The sequence below is a fragment of the Pantoea sp. 9140 genome, assembly GCF_000745295.1.
GTDB lineage: Bacteria > Pseudomonadota > Gammaproteobacteria > Enterobacterales > Enterobacteriaceae > Pantoea > Pantoea vagans.
Genome location: NZ_JQNO01000001.1, coordinates 630,790 through 644,013 on the forward strand (window position 1 = coordinate 630,790; position 13,224 = coordinate 644,013).

The following is a 13,224-nucleotide window of genomic DNA, read 5'->3' on the forward strand; positions in this document are numbered from 1 at the left end:
CTGTCATAAATGATTACCAGTGAGGTTACAGGCAGGTTATGTTTTTCATAAAAGTGTCACAAATCTGACGCATAATGGCGCCGCGAATCTCAGTGACAGCCGTCATAATCAGCAGGAGTAATAATGGCTAAGCGCATTTTGGTTGTGGAGGATGAAGCCCCCATCCGTGAAATGTTGTGTTTTGTTCTGGAGCAGAACGACTATCAGCCAATCGAGGCGGAAGATTATGACAGCGCCGTTGGCAAGCTGATTGAACCCTGGCCCGATCTGATTTTGCTGGACTGGATGTTACCCGGTGGCAGCGGGATTCAGTTTATCAAGCATCTTAAGCGCGAGGCGATGACCCGCGATATCCCGGTGATGATGCTGACCGCGCGCGGCGAAGAGGAAGATCGGGTACGTGGCCTGGAAGTGGGCGCCGATGATTACATTACCAAGCCGTTTTCACCTAAAGAGCTGATGGCGCGGATCAAAGCGGTAATGCGCCGCATTTCGCCGATGGCAGTGGAAGAGGTGATTGAGATGCAGGGGCTGAGTCTGGATCCCTCCTCACATCGCGTGATGTCCGAAACCACGCCGCTGGAGATGGGCCCCACCGAATATAAGTTGCTGCACTTCTTTATGACCCACCCGGAGCGCGTCTACAGCCGCGAACAGCTGCTGAACCACGTCTGGGGCACCAATGTGTATGTGGAAGATCGCACTGTCGATGTTCACATTCGCCGTTTACGTAAAGCGCTGGAAGTCTCCGGCCACGATCGCATGGTACAAACCGTCCGTGGAACAGGGTATCGTTTCTCTGCCCGCTACTAAACGGAGCCTTTACCGTGCTGGAACGCCTCTCCTGGAAGAGATTACTGACAGAACTGCTGCTAGCCTGTCTGCCTGCGGCGCTGCTGGGCCTGCTGTCTGGCGGCCTGCCCTGGTGGCTGCTGCTGAGCGTACTGGTGGTGCTGTTGTGGCATTTCCACAATCTGATGCGGCTGTCGCACTGGCTGTGGCTCGACCGCACCATGACGCCACCGACCGGGCGTGCCAGCTGGGAACCGCTGTTTTATGGGCTTTACCAGATGCAGCTGCGCAACCGGCGGCGGCGGCGTGAACTGGGCAATCTGATTAAGCGTTTCCGCAGCGGGGCCGAATCGCTGCCGGATGCGGTGATCCTGACCACGGAAGAGGGCACTATTTTCTGGTGTAACGGCCTGGCGCAGCAGCACCTTGGCCTGCGCTGGCCGGAAGATAATGGCCAGAATATCCTTAATCTGCTGCGTTACCCGGAGTTCTCCCGCTATCTGCGCCAGCGCGATTTTGACAAGCCGCTGACGCTGGTGCTGAACAACAAACTTCATATGGAGTTCCGCGTCATGCCCTATAGCGAAGGGCAGTGGCTGCTGGTGGCGCGTGATGTGACGCAGATGCATCAGCTGGAAGGGGCGCGCCGCAACTTCTTTGCCAACGTCAGCCATGAGTTACGCACGCCGCTCACCGTGCTGCAGGGTTATCTGGAGATGATGAATGACTCGGTGATGAGCGAGCCGTCGCGCAGCAAAGCGCTGCACACCATGTCGGAGCAGACGCGCCGCATGGACAGCCTGGTGAAACAGCTGCTGACGCTGTCGCGCATCGAAGCCGCGCCCGCGATCGATCTCAAAGAGAAGGTCGATGTGCCGGTGATGCTGAAGCTGCTGCAGCATGAGGCGGCGACGCTGAGTGGCGGTCGTCACGATATTCATTTCCATACCGATCCCCATCTGAAAGTGTTCGGCAACGACGAACAGCTGCGCAGTGCTATTTCCAATCTGGTGTACAACGCGGTGAATCACACGCCGGAGGGCACGCGGATCGATATCAGCTGGCTGCGTGGCAAGCAGGGCGCGACCTTCCGGGTGTGCGACAACGGGCCGGGTATTGCGTCAGAACATATTCCGCGTCTGACCGAGCGGTTCTACCGGGTTGATAAGGCGCGTTCGCGTGCCACCGGCGGCAGCGGGCTGGGACTGGCGATTGTGAAACATGCGCTGAGCCACCACAACGCGCGGCTCGATATCACCAGCGTGCCGCATAAAGAGACCTGTTTTACCTTTACGCTGCCCGCGAGGTTGATTGTGAACAGCGTGATGCAGGAGAATGCCGTTCATTAATCGCTGCCGGATCTCTCTGATGCGCCTCCTTCTTTTGTTAATCATCTCTCTGCTGCCGGGTCTGGCGCTGGCCCAGCCCGGCACGCTCTCCGGCAATCTCAGCAGCGTCGGATCCGACACGCTCGGCTATCTGATGACCCTGTGGGGCGAAGATTTTAGCCGCCAGGCACCGGGCGTCAATGTGCAGGTTCAGGCCTCCGGTTCGTCTACCGCGCCGACCGCGCTGGCGGCGGGTGCCGCACAGCTCGGGCCGATGAGTCGCCCGATGCAGGCTGATGAACGTCAGGCCTTTGAGGCGCGCTACGGCTATCCACCGCTGGCGGTGCCGGTGGCAATGGATGCGCTGGTGGTGGTGGTCAATCAGCGCAATCCGCTGCAGCAGATTGAACCGCGCCAGCTCGACGCGATTTTCTCCATTACCCGCCTGTGTGGCGCGCACAGTGTGCCGCTGCGCTGGGGCGATCTTGGTTTAACCGGCGACCAGTGGCGCGAACGGCCGATTCAGCGTTATGGGCGCAACTCCGCCTCCGGCACCTGGGGGTTCTTCAAACAGCAGGTGCTGTGTAAAGGCGATTTCCGCAGTGACGTAGCGGAGTTTCCCGGCTCGGCGGCGGTGGTGCAGGCGGTGGCCGGTAATTCGCGCAGCATCGGCTACGCCAGTTTCGGCTTTCACCTCAGCGGCGTAAAAATGCTGGCGGTGATGAATGACCAGGGCCAGGCGATTGCTCCGGATGCCGATGCTATCCGCAGCGGCCGCTATCCCTGGGCGCGTCCGCTTTATCTCTATGTCAACAAAGCGCCCGGCAAACCGCTGCCACCGCTGGTAGCCGCGTTTCTGCAGCAGGTGCTTTCCGTGCAGGGACAGCGGCGCGTCAGCGAAGCGGGCTACCTGCCGCTCTCTGACAGCCAGATGGCGCAGGCGCGCGCAGCGCTGCAATAATCTTCCAGCATGAATTTTTTTCATCATCGCTGAATTTTCTTCAGTTGCAGACAGAGGTTACTCGTGTCACTCTGCATTCAGACATATAGCCATCCAGATGGCTATTTATATCAGAATGTAATTATTTCCTGCCGTAATCATTTGCAGGAAGGACAGGAGTGATCATGCAAAGAGAAACCGCCCCGTTCCGCGCCGACACCGTTGGCAGCTTCCTGCGTCCCGCTGCAATTAAGCAGGCACGCGAACAGTTTTCAGCCGGAGAGATTGATGCCGCTGCCCTGCGTCAGGTTGAAGATGCGGCAATCCGCGATGTGGTCGCGAAACAGCGTGAAAATGGCCTGAAAGTGGTGACAGACGGCGAGTTCCGTCGCGGCTGGTGGCACTTCGACTTCTTCTATGGTCTTGACGGCGTTGAGAGCTATGAAGCGGAGCAGGGCATCCAGTTTAATGGCGTGCAGACTAAAGCGCATGGCGTGAAAGTGGTGAGCAAACTCGGTTTCCCGGCGGATCACCCGATGCTCGACCATTTCCGCTTCCTGCAGAGTATTGCCGGTGATGCGGTACCGAAGATGACCATTCCCAGCCCCAGCGTGCTGCACTTCCGCGGTGGCCGCAAAGTGATTGATTCGGAAGTCTATCCCGATCTGGCGGACTACTTCGACGATCTGGCGCAGACGTACAAACAGGCGATCAAGGCGTTTTACGACGCGGGCTGTCGCTATCTGCAGCTGGATGACACTGTCTGGGCGTACCTCTGTTCTGAAGATCAGAAGCGCGATATCCGCGCACGTGGCGACGACCCGGACCAGCTGGCCCAGACGTATGCTCAGGTGCTGAATAAAGCGCTGGAAGATAAACCTGCCGATCTGACCGTGGGGCTGCATGTCTGTCGCGGGAATTTCCGCTCAACCTGGATCTCTGAAGGCGGCTATGGGCCAGTGGCAGAAATCCTGTTCGGCAGCGTCAACGTGGATGCATTCTTCCTGGAGTATGACAACGCCCGTTCCGGCGGCTTTGAGCCACTGCGTTACGTTAAGCCGGGCCATCAGCAGGTCGTTCTGGGGCTGATCACCACCAAAGTGGGTGAGCTGGAAGATCCGGCGCAGGTGAAAGCCCGGCTGGAAGAGGCGACGCAGTATGTCAGCCTGGACCAGATCTGCCTCAGCCCGCAGTGCGGCTTTGCCTCTACCGAAGAGGGCAACAGCCTGAGCGAAGCCGAGCAATGGCAGAAGATTCGTTTAGTGGTCGATATCGCTAATCAGGTCTGGTAATGCTGTAACGTTGTGCAGACAGGCGCGTAAAACGCGCCTTTTGTGTATCTTCTGGCCCGTTTATGCGGGGTTTTCTCACGCTCTGTCTGTTATTTAAGCACATCATCTTGTGTGCCTGCGGCAAAAATTAACGCTATCCACTGCCTTTTGAAAAAATGGCGGCATAACCTTCTGGTTTTCCGATCCCGTATTGCCTTTCACCGCTATAAACGTTTTACTTAGCGCCGTTGTCGATCCATCCCTCTGTGAACAGAATAAAAGCAGCTTAAATCACCTGCGCTTTACCCTGCGACGAGCATAATGCGCTGACATTGTCAGCCAGATCGCGGTTTGCACGCAGCGAGGGGACAACACTAACCCAACTTCCACCGCAACATCAGTGACAGGCCGTATGACACATCGTTTAACTTCGAAGGACATTCTCGCGCTGGGCTTTATGACATTTGCCCTGTTTGTTGGCGCGGGCAACATCATTTTCCCGCCCATGGTCGGTATTCAGTCTGGCGAACACGTCTGGACAGCCGCCATCGGCTTTCTGATTACCGCTGTTGGTCTGCCCGTGATGACCGTGATCGCCCTGGCCCGCGTCGGCGGCGGCGTGGATGCGCTCAGCACCCCGATTGGCAAGGTCGCTGGCATCGTGCTGGCCACCGTGTGCTATCTGGCTGTCGGGCCGCTGTTTGCCACGCCGCGCACGGCAACCGTCTCGTTTGAGATGGGCATTGCACCGCTGACCGGCGATGGCGCGCTGCCGCTGTTCATCTATAGCCTGATCTACTTCGCGCTGGTGATTGGCGTGTCGCTCTATCCGGGCAAGCTGCTCGACACGGTAGGGCACTTCCTGGCGCCACTAAAAATTATCGCGCTGACCGTGCTGGGCGTGGCTGCACTGGTGTGGCCCGCAGGCGGCACCATTCCGGCGACCGCAGACTATCAGCGTGCGGCGTTCTCCAGCGGTTTCGTTAATGGCTATCTGACCATGGATACGCTGGGCGCGCTGGTGTTCGGCATCGTGATCGTTAACGCCGCCCGTTCACGTGGTGTTGATAATGCCGCGCTGCTGACCCGTTATACCGTGCTGGCAGGACTGATTGCCGGTCTGGGCCTGACGCTGGTCTACCTCTGCCTGTTTAAACTGGGCGCAGGCAGCGGGGCGCTGGTGGATCAAAATGCTAACGGCGCAGCGATTCTGCACGCGTATGTTCAGCATACCTTTGGCAGCATGGGCAGCTTCTTCCTGGCCGCGCTGATCTTCGTCGCCTGTATGGTGACCGCCGTCGGCCTGACCTGTGCCTGTGCGGAATTTTTTGCGCAATACCTGCCGTTGTCGTATAAAACGCTGGTGTTTATTCTGGGTCTGTTCTCGATGGTGGTGTCGAATCTCGGCCTGAGCCACCTGATTCAGATCTCCATCCCGGTACTGACGGCGATCTATCCGCCCTGTATCGTGCTGGTGGTGCTGAGTTTCACCCTTAACTGGTGGAATAAGAGCAGCCGGATTATCGCGCCAGCGATGCTGGTCAGCCTGCTGTTTGGCATTGTTGATGCGATTAAAACCACCGGGTTTAAAGATTTGCTGCCGGCATTCAGTCAGCACCTGCCGCTGGCTGACCAGGGTCTTGCCTGGTTGCCACCGTCACTGGTAATGCTGCTGATTGCCGCTGTTGTGGATCGGGTGAAAGGACCGGAACAGGTGACGGTTCACTCGTAACAGAGCGCACTGATTCTTCTTTAACCACGGGCTTGCCCGTGGTTTTTTCATTTCACAGGTACAGGTTGTTATGCAAGAAACCAACAAGCTCAAACGCGGACTGAGCACGCGCCACATCCGTTTTATGGCGCTGGGATCGGCGATTGGCACCGGGCTGTTTTACGGTTCCGCTGACGCGATAAAAATGGCCGGACCGAGCGTGCTGCTCGCCTACATTATCGGCGGGGCAGTGGCGTATATCATCATGCGCGCGCTGGGTGAGATGTCCGTTAACAATCCTCAGGCCAGCTCTTTCTCCCGCTACGCGCAGGACTATCTTGGGCCGATGGCGGGCTATATCACCGGCTGGACCTACTGTTTTGAAATCCTGATTGTGGCGATAGCGGACGTTACCGCGTTCGGCATCTATATGGGCGTCTGGTTCCCTGAGGTGCCGCACTGGATTTGGGTGCTGAGCGTGGTGCTGATCATCGGTGCCGTCAATCTGATGAGCGTGAAAGTGTTCGGCGAAGTGGAGTTCTGGTTCTCCTTCTTCAAAGTCGCCACCATCATCGTGATGATTCTGGCTGGTTTCGGCATGATTATCTGGGGGATTGGCAACGGCGGTCAGCCGACCGGTATCCATAACCTGTGGACCAACGGCGGCTTCTTCGCCCACGGCGTCGTCGGCATGCTGCTGTCGCTGCAGATGGTAATGTTCGCCTATGGCGGCATCGAAATCATCGGTATCACTGCGGGTGAAGCGAAAGATCCGGAGAAGTCGATTCCGCGCGCGATTAACTCGGTGCCGTGGCGCATTCTGGTGTTCTACGTTGGCACGCTGTTTGTGATTATGTCGATCTACCCGTGGAATCAGGTAGGAACCTCGGGCAGCCCGTTTGTGCTGACCTTCCAGCATCTGGGGATCGCGGCAGCCGCCTCTATCCTCAATTTCGTCGTGCTGACCGCGTCGCTCTCGGCGATTAACAGCGATGTGTTTGGCGTGGGCCGTATGCTGCACGGGATGGCGCAGCAGGGTCATGCGCCGAAAGTCTTTATGAAGGTCTCGTCGCGCGGCATTCCTTGGGTGACGGTGGTGGTGATGATGTTCGCCATGCTGATTGCGGTTTATCTCAACTACCTGATGCCGGAAAAAGTCTTCCTGGTCATCGCCTCGCTGGCGACCTTTGCAACGGTGTGGGTCTGGATCATGATTCTGCTGTCGCAGATCGCCTTCCGTCGCAAAATTGGCAAAGAGGCAGCGAGTAAGCTGCAGTTTGCACTGCCAGGTGGCAGTTGGACGGCTGGCGTCGGCGTTGCGTTCCTCTGCTTTATTATCGGGCTGATTGGTTATTTCCCCGATACCCGCATTTCACTCTATGTTGGCATGGTGTGGATTGTGGTGCTGCTGCTAGGCTATAAGCTTGTGCGTAAACCACGCTAATCTCCTGTTCTGCTCTCCCGATTTATGGGGGAGCAGAACCCGCTATTTCCCTCTTTTATTTTCTCCCGTCACTGTTTATTTGTGTGATCTTCGCCACAACGCTGAATTCTTTTATTACGCGTTGAACCACTGTTATCGAAATAAGACGCTGCGCCTGATTATTACGGTGAATGCATCCCGAAAAGATTATTCAGACGGGCAATGAATATCGCTGAAGATTACAGGCGGGCAAAGGCGTTGATGGGGCTTCATGCTCAGAAAATTGCGGCTATACGGGCACTGGCGGGCTAAAAAAGCAGAGAGGCAGAAATAAAAAACGGCGAAACCAGTCGCCGAAATACGCAAGAATTACAGGAAAATAGATAATAAAGGGATGATTGACAGGACTATCGTAAATCAAAATGCGTGGCGCTGATAGTCAGGCGAATTAAATAAGAAAAGGTCGGAGTGGCGTTAATTAACAGCGGTTAACATTATTAAGGCCGCATTGCGACTACGGCCTTAATTTGATTAGCCACAGACTCAGGGCAATATAACCGAAACCGGCAGCACAGCGCTGTTATCCAGGTTTTTACGCAGCTGAGTCAGTGTGGATTGATAAGGGCAGAGCAGGCCGACAGCGGTAACTCTGCAGTCGGGCTGATGCCATTCCTGCTGTAATAACGGATGTTTATCATCAATCGGTTGCAGCTGGCGGATGCCATCCAGACTCTGCGCCTGAAAATAGATCCGCAAAAAACGCTCGCCGCTGCGGGTGTCGCGCCAGCGCTCCAGCACCAGACTGCTGCCCGGCGGAATGTTACCGCGAGAATAGCCGGGTAACTGCCAGTTAAAGTCCATCAGGGTGCGCACCATCGCAATGTTGGTGTCATGCGCGACGAGAACCAGCCAGCGGCCCGGCGAGCTGTCGGCAGCGATCGCCTCCAGCATCGTGTTGAGCAGTATCGAGCCACGGCGCTGTGCCAGGTAGAATACGTCGTTGCTGAGATCGTAGTTGGCGGTCAGCAGCGGCAGCAGGGAGGTGATCTGCGCGGCCGTGGTGATGTGTCCCCAGGCGAGCTGATCAAACGGCAGATTTTCGCTGTAGCCCAGTCGCAGCGTCTCCACCATGCTCGCCATCACGCTCAGCCCGTAAACGTAACTATTCCCGTTGCGGGTTTGCCGGAACGTCCAGGGCGCATCAAACAGGGGACAATCCGTTGCGGGGGGGCAGACGGTGGCTTTCAGCTGCTGAATCGCCGGTTGCAGTTGCTGTTGCAGGTGTGCCAGATCGCCCGCTTTCTGCTGTTTAGCAGCCAGTTCCTGTGCGGGATCGGTCCGGGTGACCGTCAGCTTTTCACTCTGAAACAGGGGATCAACATCGCCCGCGACGTGATGTACGGTTACGCCGCAGCCGGGAAACGCGCCGTCCGTCAGCGCCGCAGCCGTGGCGCGGGTGCGCTGCAGCGGGCTGGCGCGCACGTAGACCTGAGCGGCATCCGGACAGCCCGTGCCCAGCAGGCCGAGCTGGCGATAGTGCTCGCCTTCCCAGCGTCCTTTATTCACTACGGCACTGTAGCCGTGACCCGTCAGCTCGCCATCGGCAGTGGTCCACTGTGTCCAGGGTTGCTGGCTGGCGGCTTCAATCTCTTTACGATTGCCTGGCGTGGGTGGACGTACGCCGTGACGGCTCAGTTCAACCACTTTCTCCAGCTGGTAATCCGCCGCCTGTGTCGCCGGGCTTAACAGCCAGAGAGAACCGAGGATTAGCGCACAGCGGCACAGGGTTGGCAGCGTCATTTACTCTTCCAGTGCGCCGTTGCCGGTCAGCGCTTTAATTTTTGGATACAGAGCCGCATTGGCCAGCAACACCGGGTTACCGTTTTTCAGGCCTTCATTACGCAGATAATCATTGGTAACACCGCCTGCTTCGCGCATAAGAACGATGCCCGGCAGACTATCCCACGGATGCATATGCGCTTCGTAGTAACCAATCAGCCGACCGGCTGCTGCCCAGGCGCTGGTCAGCGCACCCGAACCGATGCGAATAAACATACCACCCTGTTCAATTAAGCCGCTGATCAGGCGTGAGACGCTTTCGCCCGGCGTCCGGCTGGAGTTACTGATGCCAAGTAAACCCTCGTTGAGATGCGTAGCGCTATGAACCTGCAGGCGAATTTCATTCAGCCATGCCCCCTGGCCTGCCCGTGCGTGGAACAGCTCCTGATGATTGGGATCGCAGACCACGCCGATCACCGGTTCGCCTTCGCAGACCACCGCCAGTGAAACGCACCAGTTAGGCAGGCCGTTGACGAAACAGGCGGTGCCATCGATCGGATCGACAACCCAGATAAAGGGCGCACCCTCAACCTCGCCGCCGCTCTCTTCGCCATAGACGATATCCTCAGGAAAACGTTCAGCGATTAAGGTCTTAATTAATGCCTCAACGTTACGATCAGCCTCGCTGACCACGTCCTGCAAATCCCTTTTGTGTTCCACGACCAGTGTCTGACGCTGCTGATACCATGACAGAGCCCGGCTGCCCGCCGCACGGGCGATGTCGCAGGCGTAACGGTAACGCGCGTCTATTTCAGAATGCGAAGCGGATGACATCTTTTCCTCTTATGATTTTTTGCCATAACGAACGGAAGGCGCGCCTGAACAGGCGGTCTGGCTGTGATGTTTACTTCACTATTGTTAAGAAAGGCTTCATTAAGCCGCAGATAAGCAGCAATGGCAAGATGGTGCTGAGCCGGGCAGGCGGCTTTTTTCATCAGGCAAAAGCGCATGTCCGTCAGCCCGGCAGCAGAGGATCGGGTTTTACAGGGTTCTGCTGGTCGCCAGCGCCATTAAACGCGGATAAAAAACAAAAAACAGCGCTTCCAGCTGATCATAATGTTGCGTGAAATCGTGGTAGGAGTCGCGTAGTGCCGACAGGCGTGGACGGCGGCTGGCCATGCCGTGCAGCACCCGCTCCAGCCGCGCAGGCTGGGCATAATGCTCAAACCACCGCTCACGCCACATCACCGCGTTGAGTGCCTGAAATTCAGGAGGCGTGTCGGCCAGCTGCGGCAGGATTTCGCGCTCGGCGGTGGCAGAAAACTGCAACAGCGTCTGGTCGGGCGTAAATTGCTGCCAGTGACGGGCCAGAAAATGGTCCCAGATGACGTCCAGCGTAATCGGTGCCACACGATAAGTTTCCGCACGGAACAGCTGACGGGCGCTGCGCACCTCCGGCAGCGCATCCGTCATCACGTCCAGACGACGATGCATCAGAATGCCGTCTGCGACAGGCGCGGACCAGTGCTGGTGCGGGTTGCCCCGCACAAAGTCGGCCATTAGATTGCCGAGTAAGGAGCTGTCGGCCAGCTTAGCCAGATGGAGATGCGCAAGAAAGTTCATGCCGCATTATAGGCTGAACTGCCTTTGCGCAGCCAGTTGTTCAGAATTGGTCGATTTTCCGCTAAACTGTGCCGCCTGTTTTTGCCTGAGAAAGAACATTTCAATGCGTGTCGCCGATTTTGCTTTTGAACTGCCCGAATCCCTGATTGCTCACTATCCCCAGGCGCAGCGCAGCGGCTGTCGTCTGCTGTCGCTCGACGGTCCCAGCGGTGCGCTGTCGCACGGTGTTTTCACCGACGTGCTGGATAAGCTGAATCCAGGCGATCTGCTGGTGTTCAACAACACCCGTGTGATTCCGGCGCGCGTGTTTGGCCGTAAAGCCAGTGGCGGCAAAATCGAGATGCTGGTGGAGCGGATGCTCGACGACAAGCGCGTGCTGGCACATGTGCGCGCCTCAAAAGCGCCGAAGCCGGGGGCAGAACTGCTGCTGGGCGAAGATGAGAGTGTGAAAGCGACCATGGTGGCACGCCACGATGCGCTGTTTGAGATCGCGTTTGATGATGAGCGCGCGGTGCTCGATATCCTCAACAGCGTCGGTCACATGCCACTGCCGCCGTATATCGACCGTCCTGATGAAGAGGCGGATCGCGAGCTTTATCAGACGGTTTACAGCGCCCGTCCGGGTGCCGTCGCGGCCCCGACAGCCGGTCTGCACTTCGATGAACCGCTGCTGCAGGCGTTGAAAGAGAAGGGCATTGAGATGGCCTTTGTGACGCTGCACGTCGGTGCAGGCACCTTCCAGCCGGTGCGTGTCGAAACCATCGAAGAGCATCACATGCACGCGGAGTATGCCGAAGTGCCGCAGGAGGTTGTCGACGCCGTGCTGGCCTGTAAGGCGCGTGGCAACAAGGTTGTTGCTGTCGGCACCACTTCTGTTCGTTCGCTGGAGAGCGCCGCCAAAGCAAGTCAGGATGCCCTGATTGCGCCGTTCTTTGACGATACCCAGATTTTCATCTATCCGGGCTATGAGTATCAGGTGATCGATGCGCTGATCACCAACTTCCATCTGCCCGAATCGACTCTGATTATGCTGGTCTCGGCGTTTGCCGGTTATCAGCACACCATGGCCGCGTACCGCGCAGCCGTGGCTGAGCAATATCGTTTCTTCAGTTATGGAGATGCGATGTTTATCAGCAAAAATCCGCAGGCGCCGCTGGAAAAAGTGGGCGACTGATTTATTAACCGATAGCCGGAATCGCCTGTCGTGCGACTGAAGGTTATCTGCATCGGACTGTTTCTCCGATGCATCGATTTCCAGCGGATGCGGAACCTAGCTAAATATCATTTCAATACATCAACTTACGAGAGTTATCCGGCCAGATTCACTCTCGTATTTCCCTTCCTGTGCCAGAAATGTGACGGCGCCGCTAAATCTGCTCAAATGTTCACCACTCAGATGTGCGTACTTTGTCACCATTTCCAGTTTCTCCCACCCTCCCAAATCTTTGAGAACCATCAGCGGCGTTCCGTCCTGAACATGCCAGCTCGCCCAGGTATGTCTCAGGTCGTGAAACCGGAAATCCTTTATCCCTGAAAGCTTCAGCGCCCGGTTGAAATCACTCCGTACGAAGTAGTCCTGCATGGTTCCATCGGAAGAAAAAACATATTCAAAATCCCGGGGGATCCGATTCAGTATTGCTACGGCGTCATCACCCAGTGGCAATTGCCTTGCTCTTCCTGATTTTGCTACCTCCGCCTTCACGACTGCCCGCCTCAGACCCAAATCAATATCCTGCCAGGTGAGGGACAGAATCTCCCGCAGGCGAGCGCCGGTCAGAAGGGCGAATGAGCACAGGTTTTTCATCCACTCATGCTGAAGGTTGCCGATAAGCGATCTGGCATCGTTCTTATCCAGCCACCTGACGCGCACCTTTGGCTCACGCATTGTCTGTGCATAGGGTATCTGGTCAATCCATCCGCTCTTATAAGCCAGAGAGAAGCCACGCATGATAAAGGCCCGGTACCGGTTCTTCGTTGCGTTAGAGAGGCGCTGGTGGGTTATGCGGCTGTGAGTAGGTAGATTTTCCGTAATCTCCTCGCCGCTCACAGATGAAACCAGCCGGCCCTCAAAAAGACTATGCCAGTAGCGCGCATAGATTTTGATGTTCTCAATGTTGGCGTTATCTTCTGCGTCACGGAGCGCCAGCATGATCAGGTCTTCAAAAAGGCGTTCCGGTCGCTTATCCAGATTCTTCACAGCCCACGCTTCGTGCTTCAGCTTGTCGTGCAGCTGCTGTGCCTTCTCTTTTTCTTTGGTGCCAGCAGAGCGTCTAATTCGCGAGCCGTCTGGCTTCGATATATCAATCCAGTACGTGTTACCTCGTTTGTAGATCGGCATTTCCTCTTCTCCTTACCGC

At 56.7% G+C, this 13,224-nt stretch carries 11 protein-coding genes; 7 read left to right on the forward strand and 4 right to left on the reverse strand.

Features of this window, described 5'->3' with window-relative positions; translation table 11 throughout:
* Positions 1 to 123: 123 nt before the first annotated feature.
* From phoB to proY, 6 genes are all read left to right on the forward strand, one after another.
* On the forward strand, positions 124 to 813 hold the full coding sequence (phoB, locus tag FA92_RS02770) for a phosphate response regulator transcription factor PhoB (protein WP_003852491.1): 690 nt from the start codon (positions 124 to 126) through the stop codon (positions 811 to 813).
* A gap of 14 nt (positions 814 to 827) precedes the next feature.
* Entirely contained in the window at positions 828 to 2,141 is a 1,314-nt protein-coding gene (gene phoR, locus FA92_RS02775) for a phosphate regulon sensor histidine kinase PhoR (RefSeq protein WP_033782024.1), read from the forward strand.
* 19 nt (positions 2,142 to 2,160) lie between these two features.
* Positions 2,161 to 3,081 carry a PstS family phosphate ABC transporter substrate-binding protein gene (locus FA92_RS02780; RefSeq protein WP_033784500.1) on the forward strand — a complete coding sequence of 307 codons (921 nt, stop codon included), beginning with the start codon at positions 2,161 to 2,163 and terminating at the stop codon, positions 3,079 to 3,081.
* Between the two features lie 164 nt (positions 3,082 to 3,245).
* Positions 3,246 to 4,352, forward strand: a complete 1,107-nt coding sequence (locus FA92_RS02785) for a cobalamin-independent methionine synthase II family protein (protein ID WP_013356962.1) — start codon at positions 3,246 to 3,248, stop codon at positions 4,350 to 4,352.
* A gap of 391 nt (positions 4,353 to 4,743) precedes the next feature.
* On the forward strand, positions 4,744 to 6,063 hold the full coding sequence (brnQ, locus tag FA92_RS02790; RefSeq protein ID WP_013356963.1) for a branched-chain amino acid transporter carrier protein BrnQ: 1,320 nt from the start codon (positions 4,744 to 4,746) through the stop codon (positions 6,061 to 6,063).
* A 70-nt stretch (positions 6,064 to 6,133) separates the two neighbouring features.
* Positions 6,134 to 7,486: a proline-specific permease ProY gene (gene proY, locus FA92_RS02795; RefSeq protein ID WP_033731734.1), complete on the forward strand. Its 1,353-nt coding sequence runs from the start codon at positions 6,134 to 6,136 to the stop codon at positions 7,484 to 7,486.
* A gap of 522 nt (positions 7,487 to 8,008) precedes the next feature.
* Here the strand turns inward: proY and FA92_RS02800 are convergent.
* The 3 genes from FA92_RS02800 to FA92_RS02810 form a co-directional block, all read right to left on the reverse strand.
* Positions 8,009 to 9,265: a histidine-type phosphatase gene (locus tag FA92_RS02800; protein WP_033782026.1), complete on the reverse strand. Its 1,257-nt coding sequence runs from the start codon at positions 9,263 to 9,265 to the stop codon at positions 8,009 to 8,011.
* On the reverse strand, positions 9,266 to 10,078 hold the full coding sequence (locus FA92_RS02805; RefSeq protein WP_033782028.1) for an inositol monophosphatase: 813 nt from the start codon (positions 10,076 to 10,078) through the stop codon (positions 9,266 to 9,268).
* Positions 10,079 to 10,285: 207 nt separating this feature from the next.
* Positions 10,286 to 10,867: an ACP phosphodiesterase gene (locus tag FA92_RS02810; protein WP_033782030.1), complete on the reverse strand. Its 582-nt coding sequence runs from the start codon at positions 10,865 to 10,867 to the stop codon at positions 10,286 to 10,288.
* A 103-nt stretch (positions 10,868 to 10,970) separates the two neighbouring features.
* Between FA92_RS02810 and queA the strand changes: the two genes are divergently transcribed.
* Positions 10,971 to 12,041 carry a tRNA preQ1(34) S-adenosylmethionine ribosyltransferase-isomerase QueA gene (queA, locus tag FA92_RS02815; protein WP_033731738.1) on the forward strand — a complete coding sequence of 357 codons (1,071 nt, stop codon included), beginning with the start codon at positions 10,971 to 10,973 and terminating at the stop codon, positions 12,039 to 12,041.
* Between the two features lie 120 nt (positions 12,042 to 12,161).
* On the opposite strand, the gene FA92_RS02820 is transcribed toward queA, so the two are convergent.
* Positions 12,162 to 13,205 carry a site-specific integrase gene (locus FA92_RS02820; protein WP_033782032.1) on the reverse strand — a complete coding sequence of 348 codons (1,044 nt, stop codon included), beginning with the start codon at positions 13,203 to 13,205 and terminating at the stop codon, positions 12,162 to 12,164.
* Positions 13,206 to 13,224: the final 19 nt, after the last annotated feature.

Bases quoted from the DNA above. Each gene is read 5' to 3' on its own strand.
- phoB (WP_003852491.1), top strand. From the start codon at position 124: ATGGCTAAGCGCATTTTGGTTGTGGAGGATGAAGCCCCCATCCGTGAA.
- FA92_RS02780 (WP_033784500.1), top strand. From the start codon at position 2,161: ATGCGCCTCCTTCTTTTGTTAATCATCTCTCTGCTGCCGGGTCTGGCG.
- FA92_RS02785 (WP_013356962.1), top strand. From the start codon at position 3,246: ATGCAAAGAGAAACCGCCCCGTTCCGCGCCGACACCGTTGGCAGCTTC.
- brnQ (WP_013356963.1), top strand. From the start codon at position 4,744: ATGACACATCGTTTAACTTCGAAGGACATTCTCGCGCTGGGCTTTATG.
- proY (WP_033731734.1), top strand. From the start codon at position 6,134: ATGCAAGAAACCAACAAGCTCAAACGCGGACTGAGCACGCGCCACATC.
- FA92_RS02800 (WP_033782026.1), bottom strand. From the start codon at position 9,265: ATGACGCTGCCAACCCTGTGCCGCTGTGCGCTAATCCTCGGTTCTCTC.
- FA92_RS02805 (WP_033782028.1), bottom strand. From the start codon at position 10,078: ATGTCATCCGCTTCGCATTCTGAAATAGACGCGCGTTACCGTTACGCC.
- FA92_RS02810 (WP_033782030.1), bottom strand. From the start codon at position 10,867: ATGAACTTTCTTGCGCATCTCCATCTGGCTAAGCTGGCCGACAGCTCC.
- queA (WP_033731738.1), top strand. From the start codon at position 10,971: ATGCGTGTCGCCGATTTTGCTTTTGAACTGCCCGAATCCCTGATTGCT.
- FA92_RS02820 (WP_033782032.1), bottom strand. From the start codon at position 13,205: ATGCCGATCTACAAACGAGGTAACACGTACTGGATTGATATATCGAAG.